The organism is Kaistia granuli DSM 23481 (genome assembly GCF_000380505.1).
Lineage (GTDB): Bacteria > Pseudomonadota > Alphaproteobacteria > Rhizobiales > Kaistiaceae > Kaistia > Kaistia granuli.
Map to the genome: position 1 here is coordinate 161,967 of NZ_AQYH01000008.1, position 18,813 is coordinate 180,779.

18 protein-coding genes are annotated in these 18,813 nt (G+C 65.9%); 14 read left to right on the forward strand and 4 right to left on the reverse strand.

Annotation, left to right across the window (positions count from 1 at the left end):
• The first annotated feature begins 154 nt into the window (after positions 1 to 154).
• Entirely contained in the window at positions 155 to 1,039 is an 885-nt protein-coding gene (iolE, locus tag G342_RS0113075) for a myo-inosose-2 dehydratase (RefSeq protein WP_018183602.1), read from the forward strand.
• Positions 1,040 to 1,248: 209 nt separating this feature from the next.
• Positions 1,249 to 2,046 (forward strand): 5-deoxy-glucuronate isomerase, encoded by a 798-nt coding sequence (gene iolB, locus G342_RS0113080; protein ID WP_018183603.1) that lies wholly within the window; start codon positions 1,249 to 1,251, stop codon positions 2,044 to 2,046.
• Positions 2,047 to 2,079: 33 nt separating this feature from the next.
• Here the strand turns inward: iolB and G342_RS0113085 are convergent, their stop codons facing one another.
• Positions 2,080 to 3,114 (reverse strand): LacI family DNA-binding transcriptional regulator, encoded by a 1,035-nt coding sequence (locus G342_RS0113085; RefSeq protein WP_018183604.1) that lies wholly within the window; start codon positions 3,112 to 3,114, stop codon positions 2,080 to 2,082.
• A gap of 180 nt (positions 3,115 to 3,294) precedes the next feature.
• Between G342_RS0113085 and G342_RS0113090 the strand changes: the two genes are divergently transcribed.
• The 4 genes from G342_RS0113090 (at position 3,295) to G342_RS0113105 (ending at position 7,250) form a co-directional block, all read left to right on the forward strand.
• A complete protein-coding gene (locus G342_RS0113090) occupies positions 3,295 to 4,389 on the forward strand; it encodes a fatty acid desaturase family protein (RefSeq protein WP_018183605.1) in 1,095 nt (364 codons plus the stop codon).
• 164 nt (positions 4,390 to 4,553) lie between these two features.
• Positions 4,554 to 4,883, forward strand: a complete 330-nt coding sequence (locus G342_RS0113095) for a MocE family 2Fe-2S type ferredoxin (RefSeq protein ID WP_018183606.1) — start codon at positions 4,554 to 4,556, stop codon at positions 4,881 to 4,883.
• Positions 4,884 to 4,929: 46 nt separating this feature from the next.
• The gene (locus tag G342_RS0113100) at positions 4,930 to 6,177 is read left to right on the forward strand and encodes an NAD(P)/FAD-dependent oxidoreductase (protein WP_018183607.1); all 1,248 of its coding nucleotides are present in this window, start codon (positions 4,930 to 4,932) and stop codon (positions 6,175 to 6,177) included.
• Positions 6,178 to 6,407: 230 nt separating this feature from the next.
• On the forward strand, positions 6,408 to 7,250 hold the full coding sequence (locus tag G342_RS0113105) for a sugar phosphate isomerase/epimerase family protein (protein ID WP_018183608.1): 843 nt from the start codon (positions 6,408 to 6,410) through the stop codon (positions 7,248 to 7,250).
• A 4-nt stretch (positions 7,251 to 7,254) separates the two neighbouring features.
• On the opposite strand, the gene G342_RS25315 is transcribed toward G342_RS0113105, so the two are convergent.
• Complete coding sequence (locus G342_RS25315; RefSeq protein ID WP_018183609.1) at positions 7,255 to 8,580, reverse strand: glycosyltransferase family 4 protein; 1,326 nt, start codon at positions 8,578 to 8,580, stop codon at positions 7,255 to 7,257.
• 353 nt (positions 8,581 to 8,933) lie between these two features.
• On the opposite strand from G342_RS25315, the gene G342_RS0113115 reads away from it, so the two are divergent.
• The 8 genes from G342_RS0113115 to G342_RS0113155 all read left to right on the forward strand — a co-directional run bounded on the left by G342_RS0113115 (position 8,934) and on the right by G342_RS0113155 (position 17,582).
• Entirely contained in the window at positions 8,934 to 9,716 is a 783-nt protein-coding gene (locus G342_RS0113115; RefSeq protein ID WP_018183610.1) for a DeoR/GlpR family DNA-binding transcription regulator, read from the forward strand.
• Positions 9,717 to 9,982: 266 nt separating this feature from the next.
• Complete coding sequence (glpD, locus tag G342_RS0113120; protein WP_040878941.1) at positions 9,983 to 11,497, forward strand: glycerol-3-phosphate dehydrogenase; 1,515 nt, start codon at positions 9,983 to 9,985, stop codon at positions 11,495 to 11,497.
• A gap of 29 nt (positions 11,498 to 11,526) precedes the next feature.
• Positions 11,527 to 12,612: an ABC transporter ATP-binding protein gene (locus tag G342_RS0113125; RefSeq protein ID WP_018183612.1), complete on the forward strand. Its 1,086-nt coding sequence runs from the start codon at positions 11,527 to 11,529 to the stop codon at positions 12,610 to 12,612.
• A 12-nt stretch (positions 12,613 to 12,624) separates the two neighbouring features.
• Positions 12,625 to 13,716 carry an ABC transporter ATP-binding protein gene (locus G342_RS24105; RefSeq protein WP_018183613.1) on the forward strand — a complete coding sequence of 364 codons (1,092 nt, stop codon included), beginning with the start codon at positions 12,625 to 12,627 and terminating at the stop codon, positions 13,714 to 13,716.
• Positions 13,717 to 13,718: 2 nt separating this feature from the next.
• Positions 13,719 to 14,588: a carbohydrate ABC transporter permease gene (locus tag G342_RS0113135; RefSeq protein ID WP_018183614.1), complete on the forward strand. Its 870-nt coding sequence runs from the start codon at positions 13,719 to 13,721 to the stop codon at positions 14,586 to 14,588.
• A gap of 95 nt (positions 14,589 to 14,683) precedes the next feature.
• The gene (locus tag G342_RS0113145) at positions 14,684 to 15,493 is read left to right on the forward strand and encodes a carbohydrate ABC transporter permease (protein ID WP_026304406.1); all 810 of its coding nucleotides are present in this window, start codon (positions 14,684 to 14,686) and stop codon (positions 15,491 to 15,493) included.
• On the forward strand, positions 15,493 to 15,774 hold the full coding sequence (locus G342_RS0113150; RefSeq protein ID WP_018183616.1) for a DUF2160 domain-containing protein: 282 nt from the start codon (positions 15,493 to 15,495) through the stop codon (positions 15,772 to 15,774). Before G342_RS0113145 ends, G342_RS0113150 begins: the two co-directional genes overlap by 1 nt.
• A gap of 74 nt (positions 15,775 to 15,848) precedes the next feature.
• Positions 15,849 to 17,582: an ABC transporter substrate-binding protein gene (locus G342_RS0113155; protein ID WP_026304407.1), complete on the forward strand. Its 1,734-nt coding sequence runs from the start codon at positions 15,849 to 15,851 to the stop codon at positions 17,580 to 17,582.
• Positions 17,583 to 17,765: 183 nt separating this feature from the next.
• Here G342_RS0113155 and G342_RS0113160 read toward each other — a convergent pair whose 3' ends face one another.
• Positions 17,766 to 18,032 (reverse strand): hypothetical protein, encoded by a 267-nt coding sequence (locus G342_RS0113160; protein WP_018183618.1) that lies wholly within the window; start codon positions 18,030 to 18,032, stop codon positions 17,766 to 17,768.
• Between the two features lie 151 nt (positions 18,033 to 18,183).
• A complete protein-coding gene (locus tag G342_RS0113165) occupies positions 18,184 to 18,657 on the reverse strand; it encodes a YciE/YciF ferroxidase family protein (protein WP_018183619.1) in 474 nt (157 codons plus the stop codon).
• Between the last annotated feature and the right edge of the window lie 156 nt (positions 18,658 to 18,813).

Here is an 18,813-nt window from a genome sequence, read left to right on the forward strand (position 1 = left end):
TCTCGTGCGTCATCCCCGCGAAGGCGGGGATCCATGCGGCCGCCCGCCACCGGCGGCTGAATGGATCCAGGGCCGCGCTCCGCTTGCCCGGGATGACCGCAAAGAGAAGCGCTAAAAGACAACAGACACCGACGACGCAAACGAGGAAACACCCATGATCCGCATCGGCGCCAATCCGATCTGCTGGTCCAATGACGACAAGCAGGACATCGGCGGCGACATTTCGCTCGAACAATGCCTGTCGGAAGCGAAGGCGATCGGCATCGAGGGCATGGAACTCGGCCACAAGTTTCCGCGCGACGCCGGGACACTCCGACCGATCCTCGACGCGCATGGCCTCGCCCTCGTCGCCGGCTGGTATTCGACCTTCCTGCTCGAGCGCGACGCTGAGCACGAATTCAAGGCGGCGCGGGACCATATCGACCTGCTGAAGGCCTTCGGCTGCACCGTCTTCATCGTCGCCGAGTGCACCCGCACCGTGCACGGCACGCAGGCGATGCCACTGTCGCAGCGGCCGGTGATGAGCGAGGTCGAATGGGGCCGCTTCGCCAGCGGCCTGACGCGCTTGGCCGACTATCTCGACCGCGAGGGCCTGACGCTTGCCTATCACCACCACATGGGCACGGTGGTCCAGACTGAGGGCGAGATCGACCGCATGATGGCGTCGACCGGACCGGCGGTGAAACTCTTGCTCGATACCGGCCATATCACCTGGGCCGGCGGCGACCCGGCCCGGCTGGCGCGGAAATATCGCGACCGCATCGTGCATGTGCACACCAAGGACGTCCGGCCCGACGTGGCGCGCCAGGCCGAGGCGGGCGACTGGTCGTTCCTGACAAGCGTGCTGGCCGGCGTCTATACGGTGCCCGGCGACGGCTCGATCGACTATGTCGCCGTGTTCCGGGAAATCCCGGATTATTCCGGCTGGATCGTCATCGAGGCCGAGCAGGATCCGGTCAAGGCGCCGCCGGCGCGCTATGTGAAGATGGGCTTCGACAATCTCACCCGCTTCATCGATGCTGCCGGATTGAAGCGCTGAGGGGAATAAGCCTTTGTCGCGCGGACTTGGCGCCTCACCTCTCCCTGAGGGAGTGGTCGGCGGCGGCAGGCCGGCGGGTGAGGGTTTACGGCCTGACCGGATGGTTCCCTAAACCCTCACCCGGAGCTTCGCTCCGACCTCTCCCTCAGGAAGAGGTGAGGATCTACTTCGGTGCCTCAAGAGTGCGCCCCACGCCAAGGAGACGGACCATGACCGACCTTCTCGTCAAGCCCGCCGGCAGCCATGGCCGTACCATCCATGTCACGCCGCAATCGGCCGGCTGGAGCCATGTCGGCTTCGACCTCTACCAGTTGCAGCCCGGCGAGATCGCCGAGGGCAATACGGGCGACCGCGAGGTCTGCCTCGTCCTGATCTCCGGCAAGGCGCGCGCCATTGTCGAGGACGTCGATTTCGGCATCATCGGCAAGCGCATGTCGCCCTTCGACGGCAAGCCCTATTCGGTCTATGTGCCGTCCGAGCACGACTGGATCGTCACCGCCACGACCGAGGTAACGCTCGCCGTCTGCTCGGCCCCCGCCACGACCGGCGAGCTGCCGCCGCGGCTGATCGGCCCCGACCATGTCGGCCAGGAGACGCGCGGCGCCGGCACCAATCTGCGCCATGTCACCAACATCCTTCCCGAAAGCGAGCCGGCGGATTCGCTGCTCGTCGTCGAGGTGATCACGCCCGGCGGCCACACGTCGAGCTATCCGCCGCACAAGCACGACACCGACAATCTGCCGGCGGAATCCCTGCTGGAGGAGACCTACTACCACCGCATCGAGCCGCCGCAGGGCTTCGCCTTCCAGCGCGTCTATACCGACGACCGCTCGCTCGACGAGACGATGCTGATCGAGGACGGCGTGGTGGCGCTGGTGCCCAGGGGCTATCACCCCTGCGCGACGATCCACGGCTACGACCTCTATTATCTGAACGTCATGGCCGGGCCGAAGCGGACCTGGAGGTTCCACAACGCGCCTGAGCACGAGTGGCTGCTGAAGAAATAGCCGGAGTAACCACCCGCCGCGCCGGACACGCGCTCAGACATTCTCGGCCACATACAGCTCGAACGGCAGCAGGATGCGCGTCTCGCCCTCCCCGGCGGCGCCGCGCACCGCCCGCGCCATGATGGCGACGGCCCGCTCGGCCAGCGCCTGCACCGGGGTGGCGATGACAGCGTCGAGCACGCCGTCGACCAGGGCTGCCCGCGTCTCCGGCACCAGTTCGTTGCAGACGGCGATGACGCGCTCATGCGCGCCCGTCTCGCGCAGGGCCGAGATCAGGCCGGCCATGCCGCCGCCAGCGACATAGATGCCGACGAGATCCGGATTGCGCTTCAGGAGTTCGAGCGTGCCTTCATGGGCGAGATGCGGATCCTCGAGATTGGCCAGCGGCTCGAGCAGGCGGAAATCCGGCGCATGCTCGCGGAAATAGGCGCGAAAACTGATCTCGGAAAGTTCATGCCCGACATAGCGGTGGCTACCGACGAAAATGCCGACGCTGCCGGGCTTTTTGGCCAGCCGGGCGATCGCCCAGGCAGCGGTGCGCCCGGCCTTGCGATGGTCGATGCCGACATGGCCGATGCATGGCGCCGAAAGCTCCGACAGCAGCGTCGTCACGCCGACGCCGCGCGCCGCCAGCGCCTCGACCGCCTCGGTCACCTTGGGATGGTCGGCAGCGACGACGGCGAGCGCATCGACGCGGCCGCCGAGCGCCAGCAGCTTGTCGGCGACGGTCGCGGCCGAGATATCCTCGACGAATTCGACGATCGGTTTTCCGCGCACGCCGCTCGCCGCCCGCGCCGCCGTGGCGAGCGCCGCCGCCATCTCCTGGTAGAACGCGTCGGCGCGGCGCTGCAGCAGGAAGCCGAAGCTCTTCGTCGCCGCCGTTTCCTCCAACCGGCGCTTCAGAAGCCCGGTGCCGTGATAGCCGATCGCCTCGGCGGCCGCGAGGACGCGCTCGGCCGTCTCGCGACGCACCGGCGCCCGCTGGTTGAGGACGCGATCGACGGTCGCGACGCCGACGCCGGCGGCAGCGGCGAGATCGCGGATCGTCGGCCGGGTCAACGCTTCCAAGGCGACAGCCTCATGATAGATTCCATCATTTCAACGCCCAGCATCCTTGAGCTTTCATGATAGATTCTATCATCTCTCGATTGAGGTGAAAACCAAGCCGCATTAGAGTTTCTCCAAACACCGGAAGATGCGGTCATCCGTGCTGCGGAGGACAAAAACACGGTGGCTTCGGAGGAACGAATGACGGTCTCGACGACCCCGCGCGACTATTCGCTGATCGGCCGCGACACCCGGCTGGCCGAGGAAAACGGCCTGGCAGCGGCGCAATGGTACCAGTGCCCGATCCCGCGCAAGGAACTGAAGGAGCTGATGAAACGCTCCGACGGGCCGGCGCTGCGCGACACGGCGATCTGGTTCGCGACGCTCTTCCTCTCCGGCCTCGGCGGCTATTATTTCTGGGGTACGTGGTGGGCCGTGCCCTTCTTCGCCGTTTACGGCATCCTCTACGGTTCGGCGTCGGATTCACGATGGCACGAATGCAGCCACGGCACGGCGTTCAAGACGCGCTGGATGAACGACGTCGTCTACCACATCGCCTGCTTCATGATCCTGCGCGAGCCGACCGTCTGGCGCTGGAGCCATACCCGCCACCACACCGACACCATCATCGTCGGCCGCGACCCCGAGATCGCCGTGCCGCGCCCGCCCGACATTCTCGGCATCCTGCTCAACCTTTTCGCCCTGAAGAGCAGCTACGTCGCGATGAAGAAGCTCCTCCTTCACGCGACCGGCCGGCTGAACGAGGAAGAGAAGACCTACATCCCCGAGATGGAACGCGCCAAGGTCTACTGGATCGCCCGGCTCTATCTCGCCATCTTCGCCGCCGTCGCCATCTGGTGCTTCGCCATCGGCTCGATCCTGCCGGCGATGTTCATCGGCCTGCCGACGCTCTACGGCGCGCCCTTCGTCGTCATCTTCGGTCTGACGCAGCATGCCGGCCTCGACGAGGACGTGCTCGACCACCGGCTGAACAGCCGCACGGTCTACATGAACCCGATCTACCGGTTCCTGTATCTCAACATGAACTACCACGTGGAGCACCACATGTTCCCGATGGTGCCCTATCACGCGCTGCCGAAGCTGCACGCCGCGATCAAGGCCGATTGCCCGAAGCCGTATAACGGCCTCTGGGAAGCCTATGCCGAGATCATCCCGACGCTGCTGCGCCAGGTGCGCGAGCCCGGCTATTTCGTAGAGCGGCAGCTGCCGGATCCGAACAAGGCCGTGCCGCACAATCACGGCACCCAGTTCGTCTCGGTCGTGCCGGCCGAGTAGACGGGTTCCGGCGGCGCCCGCCTCCACCTCCCGCGCTGCGCGATCGGGAACGGAAGGGAAGCGGGCGCATCCAATCGGGGTTGCGCCCCCGACATGCGCAGCGGCGCGGCCAGTCGGCCGCATCCCGAACCACGCGCCCCAAGATTTCAAGCGAGGACACCTGCATGACCACCACGACCGCCACGCAATGGATCGAGGCCTGCGCCGCCGACGACATCGACGAAGAGGACGTCATCCGCTTCGATCACGACGGCCGCACCTATGCGATCTACCGCTCGCCGGACGACGAATATTACGCGACGGACGGGCTCTGCACGCATGAGCAGATCCACCTCGCCGACGGCCTGGTCATGGACCACATCATCGAATGCCCGAAGCACAATGGCCGCTTCGATTATCGCACCGGCCAGGCCAAGGGCGCGCCCGTCTGCGTCAATCTCAAGACCTACCCGGTCCGGATCGACGGCGACAAAGTCCTGCTCGGTCTGGCCTGAGGGGATGGCGCCGGGCGCAGCCATGGAAGGATCCGGGGAGACATCGATGCGCGGATCGAGGCCGGAATCCATCGTCGTGATCGGCGCGGGCGAAGCCGGCGCGCGCGCGGCCATGGCGCTGCGCGAGCAGGGCTTTGCCGGGCGGGTAACGATCATCGGCGACGAGCCGCATGCTCCTTATGAGCGCCCGCCCCTCTCCAAGGCGGCGCTGACGGACGAGGTCGAGCCGCAGGCCGCCTTCATCCTGACACCGGAGCGCCTCGCCGAGCACGCCATCACGCATCGTTCCGACACGCGCGTGCTGGCGATCGATCGCGATGCCCACCGGATCGAGCTCGCCGGCGGCGAACGCATCGCCTATGACCGGCTTCTGCTGGCAACGGGAGCGAGCGCCCGCCGCCTGTCGATCGATGGCGCCGGGCCGGACAATGTCCAGACGCTGCGAACCTTGGACGAGGCGCGGGCACTGCGCACCCGGCTGCGGCCGGGCTCGCACCTCGCCATCCTCGGCGGTGGCTTCATCGGACTGGAACTGGCCGCCGCCGCCCGCGCGCGCGGCGCCGAGGTCACGCTGATCGAACTCGCGCCGCGCCTACTGGCACGCGCCGTGCCGGCCGATCTCGCTGCCATCATCGCCAGGCGACACGAGGCGGAGGGCGTGCGGCTGCTCACCGGCACGGGCATCGCCAGCATCGAGACCGACAGCACCGGCCATGTCGTGTCGCTTTCGACCGGCGAGCGGGTCGTCTGCGACGCGATCCTCGCCGGGATCGGTGCCATCCCGGAAACCGGACTTGCCGAACGGGCTGGACTGGCGATCGACAACGGCATCGCCGTCGACGAACGGCTGGCGACCAACGACCCTGATATCTTCGCCGCCGGCGACTGCTGCTCCTTCCCGCACGCGCTCTATGGCGGGCGGCGCGTGCGGCTGGAGGCCTGGCGCAACGCACAGGACCAGGGCAACGCGGCCGCGACGAACCTGCTCGGCGGCAGCGATGCCTACGAGGCCGTGCCGTGGTTCTGGTCGGATCAATACGACATCACCCTGCAGATCGCCGGCCTCGCCGACGAGGGCAGCGAGACGGTAACGCGGGAGCTCGGCGACGACGCCCGGCTCGATTTCCACCTCGCGAACGACGGCCGGCTGGTCGCCGCCAGCGCGGTCGGGCCGAACGGCAAGATCGCCCGCGACGTCCGCCTCGCCGAGATGCTGATCGCCAGACGCGCGACCCCGGACAGGGCGGCCCTCGCCGCCCCCGCGGTCAAGCTGAAGGGCCTGCTGGCGGGGTGAGGTTGATCCAACTCGCAGGGCGCCGCCGCTATCCGATGTCCAACATCGTCCTTCCCGACAATCGGGCTGAAGGGATTTCGGCTCGGAGGCCGGGATGAGGGCGAGCGTGGCGCGACATCCCCTCCACCAGATGTCCAACGGCCAAAATCACGGACCTCGCTCCGATCCGCGCCATCGACGCCCCCGGCGGCCGGCGCTAGAACCTCCGCACCATCGCAAAGGACCAAGCCATGCAATGCCTGCTCGTCTTCGAATCGCTCTGGGGCATGCAGCGCCTGAAGGGGCGCGACGCCGACGCCTCCCTGCCCGACATGGTGGCCGAGGCCGCCGCGGCCGGCTTCGACGGCGTGACGAACCTGTTCTTCACGCCAGAGCTGGCGGCACCGCTGGCGGAAGCCGCCAGCGACAACGGCATCCTGGTCGAGGGCCAGTGCTTTCCGACGACGATCGAGGAACTCAAGCCAGCGCTCGAACTCGCCAACCGCTACGGCATCCATCACCTGACCATCCAGCCGGATGTCCGTCCGCGCGCGCTTGCCGAAAGCCTGCGCATCCTTGAAGGCTGGAACCGCATGGCCGCGGATTCGGACGTGCCGGTCTATGTCGAGACGCATCGCGGCCGCATCACCAATGATTTGCTGGTGACCCTCGACATCCTCGACGCCATGCCGGATCTGAAGCTGCTCGCCGATCTCTCGCATTTCATGGTCGGGCGCGAGTTTCCCGAGCCGCCGGTGCCGAAGGAGATGGACGACCAGATCCGCCAGGTGCTGGACCGTTCCTGGGCGGCGCATGGCCGTGTCGCCAGCCCCGAGCAAGTGCAGGTCGAGATCTCGTTCCCGCACAACAAGCCCTATCTCGACCAGTTCCTCGGCTGGTGGGGCTATCTGTTCGAGAGCTGGAGCCGGCGCGCCGGCCCGAACGACACGCTGTCCTTCACCTGCGAACTGGGCCCGAAACCCTATGCGATCAGCGGCCCGGACGGCTTCGACCAGTCCGATCGCTGGGCCGAGGCGCTCCAGTTGAAGGATCTCGCCCGCGATCTGTGGGAAAAGAACCCGGCCAGGCGCTGACCGATCAGCCGGGCGCAATCTGCCGCGCCCGGTCCACCACCGGGGCGGTGTCCGGCGCGGCGCCCCAGAGCGCCTCATAGGCCCGCACCGTCTCGGTGACGCCGTACCGCGATACGGCGCGACGCTCGCCGGCGGCGCCGAGCCGTTCCCGGCGCGCCGGGTCCTTCGCCAGCGCCACCAGCGCCTCGACGAAGCCGCCATAGTCGCCGGCTGCAACGACCAAGCCGGTCTCGCCGTGCACGATCTGCTCGGCGAGACCGCCGACATCGAAGGCGACCACGGGCCGCCGGCCCAGCCCCGCCTCGAGCGGCACGCGGCCGAACGGCTCCGGCCAGCGCGTCGGCAGCGCGACGATCTGGCAGCGCGTATAGAGCGCGTGCACGGCGTCGGGCTCGACATAGCCATGGAACCGCAGCCGGTCGGCATAGGCACCCGCCGCCGCGATCATCCGATCCCGCGCCGCATCGCCCCGGCCGGCGAAGTGCAGACGGAGGTCCGGGATCCGGTGGATCAGTTCCGGCAGGCGCGCGGCCAGCGCTTCCTGGCCCTTGTTGTCGTTGATCTGGCCGATCATCAGGATGTTGACGCCGTCCCATTCGGCCGCCGGCGCCTCGGCGATCCGGCGGGCGGACCCGGCGGGATTGGCGATCCGCGTCACCGGCGGCATCGAGCCGAACGAGGCGATCTGGCGCTCGAGATAGCGGCTCGTCACCACGACATCGTCGAGGCGACCCAAGGCGAGACGCCGCTGCCGGCCGACATAGCGGGCGATGAGGCGCAGGCGCCGGTCCTGGAGCGCCGTCCCGGTATGGCATTCGGCGCGGCAGTTCCGGCAGATGACGTCGCCGATCCGCGTCTGCTGGTTGAGCCGGACGCAGAGGAAGCGATTGTCGCGCACGACGCCGATGCGGCGGGCCGAAGTCGGCCCGGCCGGCGGGCAGAGCTGGATGCCGAGCAGATTGTCGGCATGGACCGTCGTGGCACCGCTCGCCTTCAGGATGCGCCGCACCGCCAGCGACCAGTAACCGGTCTCTTCGGTATCGAGCTGCGGGAAGGCTCCGCGCTCCCGGCTCCGGAACGGCAGCGTCGCCAGCATCAGCCAGCGCGCTGCGATCTGCTCCGGTCGGCCGGAGAAGAAGTAGAGCAATGCGTGAAACAGGAAGATCGCCCAGGCCAGCCTCGGCAGTTCGGCCTTGAGGCGGGATCGCTCGCCGACGGAGAGGCGGTGATAGGGCCACTTCGCCTGCGGCGGCAGCGCCAGCACCTCGATGCCGTCGACGCGATGGCGGGCGATCTGGGGCGACCGGCCGAGCACGTTGACGACCAGCATATCGGAGGCTCGGCGCGAGGCGCGCAATGTCAGGGAAAGACTGACCTCCGCCCCCCCGACCGAATACGGCGAATAGCATTCCGTAATGACAAGATAATCCCGAACGGGAACATCTGCCGGATTCGGCAGATCCTGTCGCGTCACTTTCCTCAAGAGACGAAACAAATTTGACTACCTTTGGCTTGCCCCCCTTGTTGGTACGCCTTCGACCAGATCTGTCTACGTCGGCTTGGTTGCCTCACCTTAGCTATGAAGCCGACAGTTGCGCCGGTTTTGCGGGGACGCGCCATTGCCGTAGGGATGTGCTAGTTTCGTTTCGCGCCCCGATCGAAACATTCGAAAGCCGAACGCAAATGCCTCCGTCGCGCCAGACCGCCATTCTCGAAATCGCCAAGCAGCGCGGCCGCGTCATGGTTGACGAACTCGCCGTCCAGTTCGGCGTCACGCCGCAGACAATTCGCAAGGATCTCAACGATCTCTGCGACCGCAAGCTGATGGCCCGCACCCATGGCGGCGCCATCCTCGCCTCCGGCGTCGAGAATGTCGGCTATGAGGCGCGCTCGCAGATCGCCGCGCGCGAGAAGGCGGCGATCGGCCAGGCGGTGGCGGCGATCATCCCGAACGAGGCCTCGCTCTTCATCAATATCGGCACCACCACCGAGGCGGTGGCGCAGGCGCTGCTGCAGCACCAGGGCCTGATGGTCATCACCAACAACATCAACGTCGCCCACATCATGCGACCCTATCCGCAGATCGAGGTGGTGATTGTCGGCGGCGTCGTGCGCAGTTCCGACGGCGGCATCGTTGGCGAGGCGGCGATCGATTTCATCCGCCAGTTCAAGGTCGACTACGCCATTGTCGGCACCTCGGCAATCGACGAGGACGGTTCGCTGCTCGACTACGACTTTCGCGAGGTGAAGGTGGCGCAGGCGATCATCGCCAATGCCCGCCACGTCATCCTCGCCTCGGACCAGACCAAGTTCGCCCGCACCGCGCCTGTGCGGATCGGCAGCCTGAAGCAGATCCATACCTTCGTCACCGATCACTGCCCGAGCGATCGCATTCGCCAGATCTGCGCCGACAGCGAGGTCGAACTGATCGAGGCGCTGCCCGAAACGGCCGAACTGGACGCCTGACGCTGCGGCGCACACGCGCCGAGCCGTGACGATTCCCCGATCCGGAAACCGACAGCCCCCGCCGCCCACATCCCGCGCCCGCCTGCTCCCGCCGGGGCCGCGACGGAATCGGACAATCCCGCCAAGGCGTTGCCGTGGCCGCCCGCTCCCTCGCTTGTTTCACATCACTTTCACTTGACGCGCGTTATCTTTCATTTATCGTACCGATCGAGTTTCGAAATGAAATAATTATGCTGCGCCGCACAGGAGAGCGCTGCGTCGTGTCCATGCTCGACCTCTTCATCATCGGCGGTGGCGTCAACGGCACTGGGATCGCCCGCGACGCGGTCGGCCGCGGCTATGCCGTCGGCCTCGCCGAGATGGACGACCTGGCGAGCGGCACCTCCTCGCGCTCGACCAAGCTGGTGCATGGCGGCCTGCGTTATCTCGAGCATTACGAATTCCGCCTGGTGCGCGAGGCGCTGATGGAGCGCGAAGTGCTCTGGTCGAACGCGCCGCACATCATCTGGCCGCTGCGCTTCGTGCTGCCGCATCACAAGGGCCTCCGCCCCGCCTGGCTGCTGCGTCTCGGCCTTTTCCTCTACGACCATCTCGGCGGCCGCAAGCTCTTGCCGGCGACCCAGGCGCTCGACCTCACCCGCGACGGTACCGGCGCGCCACTCAAGGGCGATTTCCGCAAGGGTTTCGAATACTCGGATTGCTGGGTCGATGACGCCCGCCTCGTCGTGCTCAACGCCCGCGACGCCGCCGATCGCGGCGCCGGCATCGCCACCCGCACCCGCGTCACCGGCGCCGAGCGGGCCGGCGATCACTGGCGCGTCACGCTCGCCGACACGCTGACGGGCGAAACCCGTGAGATCGAGACGCGCCTGCTGATCAATGCCGCCGGCCCGTGGGTCGATCGCGTCGTGCGCGGCATGAACGGCGCCGATGCCGGCCATCACGTCCGCCTGGTCCAGGGCAGCCACATCGTCGTGCCGCGGATGTTCGACCACGATCGCTGCTACATCTTCCAGAACGCCGACGGCCGCATCATCTTCGCCATCCCCTACGAGGATGACTTCACCCTGATCGGCACCACCGATCGGGACTATCGCGGCGACCCGGCCGACGTCGCCATCTCCGACGAGGAGACCGATTATCTCTGCGCGGCGGCGAGCGAATATTTCAAGAAGCCGGTGCGGCGCGACGAGATCGCCTGGAGCTATTCCGGCGTGCGGCCGCTCTATGACGACGGCGCCACCAGCGCCCAAGAAGCGACCCGCGAATATGTGCTGAAGGTCGATGGCAGCGCCGACGCGCCGAAGATCATCCATGTCTTCGGCGGCAAGATCACCACATCGCGGCGGCTGGCCGAGCATGTGCTCGAACATGTCGAGACGGTGCTCGGCAAGCGCGGGGCGCCCTGGACCAGGAAGGCCCCCCTGCCCGGCGGCGATTTCCCCGTCGACGGCTTCGAGGCCCTGGTCGCCGGGCTGGTCGCGGACTATCCGCGCCTCGACCGCGCGCGCCTGCGGCGGCTCGCCCGCCACTACGGCACCCGGACCCGCCGGATCCTCGGGTCGGCGCGGACGGAGGGCGATCTCGGTCGCGACTTCGGCGCTGGACTAACGGGCGCGGAAGTACACTATCTGATCGATCAGGAATGGGCGCGGAGTGCCGCCGACATCGTCTGGCGGCGCACCAAGCTCGGTCTTCGGATGACGGCGACGCAGATCGCCGCGCTCGACGGCTACATGCGCAATGCCATGCAGGAGAGACTACCGACAGCGGCCCAATAGAGAGCGCCGCATCGGGCACGGGAGGAACCATGCTCGAGTTAAGACAGGTAACCAAGAAGGTCGGCGCGGCGACGCATATTGAGGATGTCTCACTCATCCTCGAAAGCGGCTCGCTCAACGTCCTGCTCGGCCCGACGCTTTCCGGCAAGACCACGCTGATGCGGCTGATGGCCGGCCTCGACACGCCGACCAGCGGCGATGTGTTCATGAACGGCGCCAAGGTCACCGGCCTGCCGGTCCAGAAGCGCAACATCGCCATGGTCTACCAGCAGTTCATCAACTACCCGACGCTGACCGTCTACGAGAACATCGCCTCGCCGCTTCGCGTCGCCGGCGTCGCCAAGGCCGAGCTCGACCGGCGCGTGCGCGAGGCGGCCGAACTGATGCGGCTGACGCCGATGCTGGAGCGCACGCCGCTCGAACTCTCCGGCGGCCAGCAGCAACGCACCGCGCTCGCCCGCGCCGTGGTCAAGAAGGCCGATCTCGTCCTGCTCGACGAGCCGCTCGCCAATCTCGACTACAAATTGCGCGAGGAACTCCGCGCCGAACTCCCCCGCCTGTTCGCCGAGACCGGCGCGATCTTCGTCTATGCCACCACCGAGCCGACCGAGGCGCTTCTGCTTGGCGGCAACACGGCGACGCTCTCCCAAGGCCGGGTAACGCAATTCGGGCCGACGACCGAGGTCTATCGCCGCCCGGCAGACCTGATCACGGCGACCACCTTCTCGGATCCGCCGATGAACACGCTGCGCGCCGCCAAATCCGGCGATCGCATCGCGCTCGCCGACGGCGCGTCGCTGCCGGCGACCGGCCGTCTCGGCCGCCTCGCCGATGGAACCTATCTGTTCGGCTTCCGCCCGCACGATCTGCATCTGGAGCCCGGCGACAGTGACACCATCGCCGTGCCGGCGACGGTGGCGATCACCGAGATCACCGGCTCGGAAAGCTTCGTCCATCTCGATTCGCCGGATGGCCGCTGGGTCGGGCTGATGCACGGCATCAGGCCGATCGAGATCGGCGCCCGCGTCGAGGTCCGGCTCGACCCGGAACGCTTCTTCGTGTTTTCCGCCGACAGCGGCCGCGCCGTCGTGACACCGCCGGCGGTCGCCGCCTGAAGGGAAGATGAGATGGCCAGGATCGACCTTCGCAATCTCGCCCACGCCTACGGACCGAACCCGAAGGAACCGCGCGACTACGCGCTGAAGCCGCTCAACCACACCTGGGAGGATGGCGGCGCCTATGCCCTGCTCGGGCCCTCCGGCTGCGGCAAGACCACGCTTCTCAACATCATCTCCGGACTGATCACACCAAGCCACGGGCAGGTGCTGTTCGACGGCGTCGATGTCACCGCCATGCCGACCGAGGCGCGCAATATCGCCCAGGTGTTCCAGTTCCCGGTCATCTACGACACCATGACCGTCTACGACAATCTCGCCTTCCCGCTCCGAAACCGCCGCGTCCCGGCGCCGGCCGTCGATGCGCGGGTGCGCGAGATCGCCGCCATGCTGGAAATGACGGATGTGCTCAAAAAGCGCGCCCGGGGGCTTACCGCCGACGCCAAGCAGAAGATCTCGCTCGGCCGTGGCCTCGTCCGCTCCGACGTCGCCGCCATCCTGTTCGACGAGCCGCTGACCGTCATCGACCCGCTGCTCAAATGGCAGCTGCGCTCGCAGCTGAAACAGCTGCACAAGAAGTCCGGATACACCATGGTCTATGTCACGCACGACCAGACCGAGGCCCTGACCTTCGCCGACAAAGTCGTTGTCATGTATGAGGGCGAAGTGGTGCAGATGGGGACGCCTGCCGAACTGTTCGAGCGACCCGCCCATACCTTCGTCGGCTATTTCATCGGCTCGCCCGGCATGAACGTGCTCGCCGCCGAGGTCGACGGCACGGTGGCGACCGTCGACGGCACGGCGATCCGCCTGCCGCGCGCCTATGGCAAGTCGACGACCGACCGCAAAGTCGAACTCGGCATCCGGCCGGAATTCGTGCGCGTCGCGCGCGGCGAAGGCCTGCCGGTGAGGATCCGCAAGGTCGAGGACGTCGGCAGCTACAAGATCGCCCGCCTCGCCTTCGGTAGCCGCGAGATCGCGGCGATCGCGCCGGAAGGGACTGAGTTTCCGGCGGATGACGTCGGCGCCGTGTTCGATCCTGCCCATTTGAACGTTTATGTCGACGGCCACCTCGTTAACGGCACGCCGGTCCGGGGAGGCTGAGCATGGACAGACCCACCAACCAGAAGGCCTGGTTCCTCGTCCTGCCGGTGCTGCTGCTGGTCGCCTTCTCGGCGATCATCCCGCTGATGACGGTGGTCAACTATTCGGTCCAGGACACGTTCGGCAACAACGAGTTCTTCTGGGCCGGCACCGCCTGGTTCGAGGAGATGCTGCATTCGCAGCGCTTCCACGAGGCGCTGGCGCGCAATCTGATCTTCTCGGCCATCATCCTCGCCATCCAGATCCCGCTCGGCATCGTCGTCGCGCTTTCCATGCCGCGAAAGGGCATCGGCGTCTCGATCTGCCTAGTGCTGATGGCGCTGCCGCTGCTCATTCCGTGGAACGTCGTCGGCACGATCTGGCAGGTGTTCGGCCGCGTCGATATCGGCCTGCTCGGCCATACGCTCGAAGCGATCGGCATCGACTACAATTATGTCCGCGATCCCCTCGACGCGTGGTTCACCATCATCCTGATGGATGTCTGGCACTGGACCAGCCTGGTCGCGCTGCTTTGCTATGCCGGCCTGGTCTCGATTCCCGAAGCCTATTACCAGGCCGCCCGCATCGACGGCGCCTCGCGCTGGGCCGTCTTCCGCTACATCCAGCTGCCGAAGATGAACCGCGTTCTGCTGATCGCCGTGCTGCTGCGCTTCATGGATAGTTTCATGATCTACACCGAGCCCTTCGTCGTCACCGGCGGCGGCCCCGGCAATTCGACCACCTTCCTGTCGATCGACCTGGTCAAGATGGCGGTCGGCCAGTTCGATCTTGGCCCGGCGGCGGCGATGTCGATCATCTACTTCCTGATCGTGCTGTTGCTTTCCTGGATCTTCTACACGGTCATGACGAACTACGAGCGGGGCGGACAGTGAACACCGGCGCCACCAAAAGCATCGACATCAACGGTCCGGCCGGCACCCGCGCCGCCACCGCCGCCAAGGCCCATGGCTTCATCGCGCCACCCAAGATGCGCAAGCCGCTGCATCTCGGCTGGCTAGTGATGACGCTCTATCTCATCTTTCTTCTGCTGCCGATCTACTGGCTCGTCAATATGAGCTTCAAGACCAATGTCGAGATCACCAACACCTTCTCGCTGTGGCCGAACGATCCGACGCTGCGCAACTACACCGTCATCTTCACCGATCCATCCTGGTACAATGGCTACATCAATTCGATCACCTATGTGGTGATGAACACGGTGATCTCGATCGCCGTGGCGCTGCCGGCGGCCTATGCCTTCTCGCGCTACCGCTTCCTCGGCGACAAGCACCTGTTCTTCTGGTTGCTGACCAACCGCATGGCACCGCCGGCGGTGTTCGCCCTGCCCTTCTTCCAGCTCTATTCCGCCTTCGGCCTGATCGACACCCACATCGCGGTGGCGCTGGCACACTGCCTGTTCAATGTGCCGCTGGCGGTCTGGATTCTTGAAGGCTTCATGTCGGGTGTGCCGCGCGAGATCGACGAGACCGCCTATATCGACGGCTATTCCTTCCCGCGCTTCTTCGTGAAGATCTTCATGCCGCTCATCGCGAGCGGCATCGGCGTCACCGCCTTCTTCTGCTTCATGTTCTCCTGGGTCGAGCTTCTGCTCGCCCGCACGCTGACGACGACGGCGGCGAAGCCGATCGCGGCGATCATGACCCGCACCGTTTCGGCCTCCGGGCTCGACTGGGGCGTACTGGCGGCCGCCGGCGTGCTCACCATCATCCCCGGCGCGCTCGTGATCTGGTTCGTGAGAAATTACATCGCCAAGGGCTTTGCCCTGGGGAGGGTCTGATGAACTTCGCCTGGATGGCCTGGACGCTGCCGACCGCGATCTTCTTCACGACGATCTTCCTGATCCTCGTCGGCATGGGGGTCTGGGAATATGTCAGTCCCGGCGGCGCGCCGCGCGTCGGCATCCTGCGCTTCGAGACGACGCGCGGCGACCGGCTGTTCGTTTCGCTGCTCGGCAGCGCCTTCATCTGCCTCGCCTGGCTCGGCCTCGTCGGCCCGAACCTCTGGTGGGCGCTCGGTCTCTCTCTCGCCTATGCGGTGATCGTGTTCCGCTGGGTGTGAGAAGGAAGGATGGCGCGGCCATTTCTGAGATGGCCGCGCCAAGTCGCTAGAAAAAACCCTTGGGAGGATTCCACATGCGACGCAGTCTCTTAGCATCCACGGCGACCCTGGTCGTCATGATATGTGGCTCGCCTGCCTTCGCGGACATGGATGCCGCGAAGAAATTCCTCGACGCCGAGATCGGCGACCTGTCGTCGCTGTCGCGCGCCGAGCAGGAAGCCGAGATGCAGTGGTTCATCGATGCCGCCAAGCCGTTCGCCGGCATGGACATCAAGGTCGTCTCGGAGACGATCACCACGCATGAATATGAATCGAAGACGCTCGCCAAGGCGTTCTCCGACATCACCGGCATCAAGATCTCGCACGACCTGATCGGTGAAGGCGACGTCATCGAGAAGCTGCAGACACAAATGCAGTCCGGCGAGAACATCTACGACGCCTATGTCAACGATTCGGATCTCATCGGCACGCACTGGCGCTATCAGCAGGCGCGCAGCCTGACCGACTGGATGGCGAACGAGGGCAAGGACGTCACCAATCCGAACCTCGACCTCGCCGACTTCATCGGCACTTCCTTCACCACCGCCCCGGACGGCAAGCTCTACCAGCTGCCCGACCAGCAGTTCGCCAACGTCTACTGGTTCCGCTACGACTGGTTCAGCGATCCGAAGAACAAGGAGGACTTCAAGGCCAAGTACGGCTACGACCTCGGCGTTCCCGTCAACTGGTCGGCCTATGAGGACATCGCCGAATTCTTCACCGGCCGCGAGATCGACGGGAAGAAGGTCTATGGCCATATGGACTATGGCAAGAAGGACCCGTCACTCGGCTGGCGCTTCACCGATGCCTGGCTCTCCATGGCCGGCAATGGCGACAGGGGCATCCCGAACGGCAAGCCGGTCGACGAATGGGGCATCAAGGTCGACGAGAATTCGCGCCCGGTCGGCTCCTGCGTCGCCCGCGGCGGCGACACCAACGGCCCGGCCTCGGTCTATTCGATCGAGAAATATCTGGAGTGGCTGAAGGCCTACGCGCCGGCCGCCGCCCAGGGCATGACCTTCTCCGAATCCGGCCCGGTGCCCGGCCAGGGCGAGGTCGCCCAGCAGATCTTCACCTACACGGCGTTCACCGCCGACTTCGTGAAGCCGGGCCTGCCGGTCGTGAACGAGGACGGCACGCCGAAATGGCGTTTCGCGCCGAGCCCGCATGGCGTCTACTGGAAAGACGGCATGAAGCTCGGCTACCAGGACGTCGGCTCCTGGACGATCCTGAAGTCGACGCCGGAGGATCGCGCCAAGGCGGCCTGGCTCTATGCCCAGTTCGTCACCTCCAAGACGGTCGACGTCAAGAAGAGCCATGTCGGCCTGACGCTGATCCGCGAAAGCACGATCCGCCATCCGAGCTTCACGGAACGCGCGCCGAAGCTCGGCGGCCTGATCGAGTTCTACCGTTCGCCGGCCCGCGTCCAGTGGTCGCCGACCGGTACGAACATCCCGGACTATCCGAAGCTGGCGCAGCTGTGGTGGCAGGCGATCGGTGACGCCTCCTCCGGCGCCAAGACGGCACAGGAGGCGATGGACTCGCTCTGCGCCGAGCAGGAGAAGGTGCTGCAGCGCCTCGAGCGGGCCGGTGTCCAGGGCGATATCGGGCCGAAGCTCGCCGAGGAGCACGACCTCGCCTACTGGAACGCCGACGCGGTCAAGAAAGGCAACCTCGCGCCGCAGCTGAAGATCGAGAACGAAAAAGAAAAGCCGATCACCGTCAACTATGACGAGCTGGTGAAGAGCTGGGCCGACGCCAAGAAGTGACCCCGCCCGACATTCATCGACCGGAAGCCGGACCGCACCAGCGGCCCGGCTTCATTTTGCCGGCAAGACTTTCGCTCCAAGACTTTCGCTACCGGCAATACGGTCCTATCGGCATGGCATTGCCAACGGAATGGCGTTCACTCCCGCTGGCCTTTTCGATTTCCGGCTCAGATATTGTCCCCGTCAGGGCATGTCCGAATTCTGCAGCGCCGCATCGATCATCGCCGTGAAGACGCGGCCGGATTTCTTGCCGTCCCACGGCTGGTCCTTGACCAGGCCGCCGCGAAAAATCATTTCCTCGTTCGGCTGGCGCATCGCCTCGATCGCCGCGCGGGCATGCGCCTCGAAGGCCTTCCAGCCCCGCACATAGTCAGGTTTCGGGCGCGTAGGGTCGCCGGATTCGGCGTCATAGATTGCCATTGCGACGCGCTTGACCATTTCGTTGCTCATGTCGCTCTCCTCTCTCCTGACTCAAGAGATGGCGCCGCACGGCATGGTTGGCAATTGCCGGGATCCCACGGCGAGCTGCGATTTGTCCGGAGAAAAAGGACCCGATCCATCCGGTGATGGACCGGGCCGAACCACCTGCGCCCGCCGGACGTCAGGCCCTGTTGATCTCCAGGACCGCCAGATTGGTGAGCTTGCTGTTGGTCGCCTTCTCCTGATCGAGGATTTCGCCGAGCAACTTGTGCGACTGGTCATGGCCCAGCGTCTTGGCCCACTCCCGCAGCGAGCCATAGCGCGCGATCTCATAGTGTTCGACGGCCTGGCAGGCAGCGAGAAGCCCGGCGTCGCGCGCGGTGCCCTCGGTCTCCTCGATCACGCCGTCAGCCTCTTTCAGCAGCCCCTCGATCGCATCGCATTTCTCGCCCGACGGCTTGACGCCGATCTCGGCAAAGACCTGCTTGAGCGTCTCGATCTGACCCTTGGTCTCGGCAAGGTGGTCTTCAGCCGCCTTCTTCAGATTCTTGTCGCCCGCCGCCTTCGCCACCTTGGGCAGCGCCTTCACGATCGCATTCTCGGCGAAATAGACGTCTTTCAGCGTGTGCTCGAAAATCTCCGCGAGAGTCTTCATGACGTTCTCCTCGTTTGACCTAGTCGCAGAGCAAACGGAGCGAAGCGGGAAATCGTTCCGAATTCCGCTCAGGCTCCCTCGCGGAACGAATGGAGAGGGGACGAGCGCGGCAGAACGCCCAGCTCCGAGCCCCTGCGGCGAGAGACACGCTTGAGT

Coding starts and splice junctions, on each gene's coding strand:
- iolE (WP_018183602.1), top strand. CDS start 155: ATGATCCGCATCGGCGCCAATCCGATCTGCTGGTCCAATGACGACAAG.
- iolB (WP_018183603.1), top strand. CDS start 1,249: ATGACCGACCTTCTCGTCAAGCCCGCCGGCAGCCATGGCCGTACCATC.
- G342_RS0113090 (WP_018183605.1), top strand. CDS start 3,295: ATGACGGTCTCGACGACCCCGCGCGACTATTCGCTGATCGGCCGCGAC.
- G342_RS0113095 (WP_018183606.1), top strand. CDS start 4,554: ATGACCACCACGACCGCCACGCAATGGATCGAGGCCTGCGCCGCCGAC.
- G342_RS0113100 (WP_018183607.1), top strand. CDS start 4,930: ATGCGCGGATCGAGGCCGGAATCCATCGTCGTGATCGGCGCGGGCGAA.
- G342_RS0113105 (WP_018183608.1), top strand. CDS start 6,408: ATGCAATGCCTGCTCGTCTTCGAATCGCTCTGGGGCATGCAGCGCCTG.
- G342_RS25315 (WP_018183609.1), bottom strand. CDS start 8,580: ATGCTGGTCGTCAACGTGCTCGGCCGGTCGCCCCAGATCGCCCGCCAT.
- G342_RS0113115 (WP_018183610.1), top strand. CDS start 8,934: ATGCCTCCGTCGCGCCAGACCGCCATTCTCGAAATCGCCAAGCAGCGC.
- glpD (WP_040878941.1), top strand. CDS start 9,983: ATGCTCGACCTCTTCATCATCGGCGGTGGCGTCAACGGCACTGGGATC.
- G342_RS0113125 (WP_018183612.1), top strand. CDS start 11,527: ATGCTCGAGTTAAGACAGGTAACCAAGAAGGTCGGCGCGGCGACGCAT.
- G342_RS24105 (WP_018183613.1), top strand. CDS start 12,625: ATGGCCAGGATCGACCTTCGCAATCTCGCCCACGCCTACGGACCGAAC.
- G342_RS0113135 (WP_018183614.1), top strand. CDS start 13,719: ATGGACAGACCCACCAACCAGAAGGCCTGGTTCCTCGTCCTGCCGGTG.
- G342_RS0113145 (WP_026304406.1), top strand. CDS start 14,684: ATGCGCAAGCCGCTGCATCTCGGCTGGCTAGTGATGACGCTCTATCTC.
- G342_RS0113150 (WP_018183616.1), top strand. CDS start 15,493: ATGAACTTCGCCTGGATGGCCTGGACGCTGCCGACCGCGATCTTCTTC.
- G342_RS0113155 (WP_026304407.1), top strand. CDS start 15,849: ATGCGACGCAGTCTCTTAGCATCCACGGCGACCCTGGTCGTCATGATA.
- G342_RS0113160 (WP_018183618.1), bottom strand. CDS start 18,032: ATGAGCAACGAAATGGTCAAGCGCGTCGCAATGGCAATCTATGACGCC.
- G342_RS0113165 (WP_018183619.1), bottom strand. CDS start 18,657: ATGAAGACTCTCGCGGAGATTTTCGAGCACACGCTGAAAGACGTCTAT.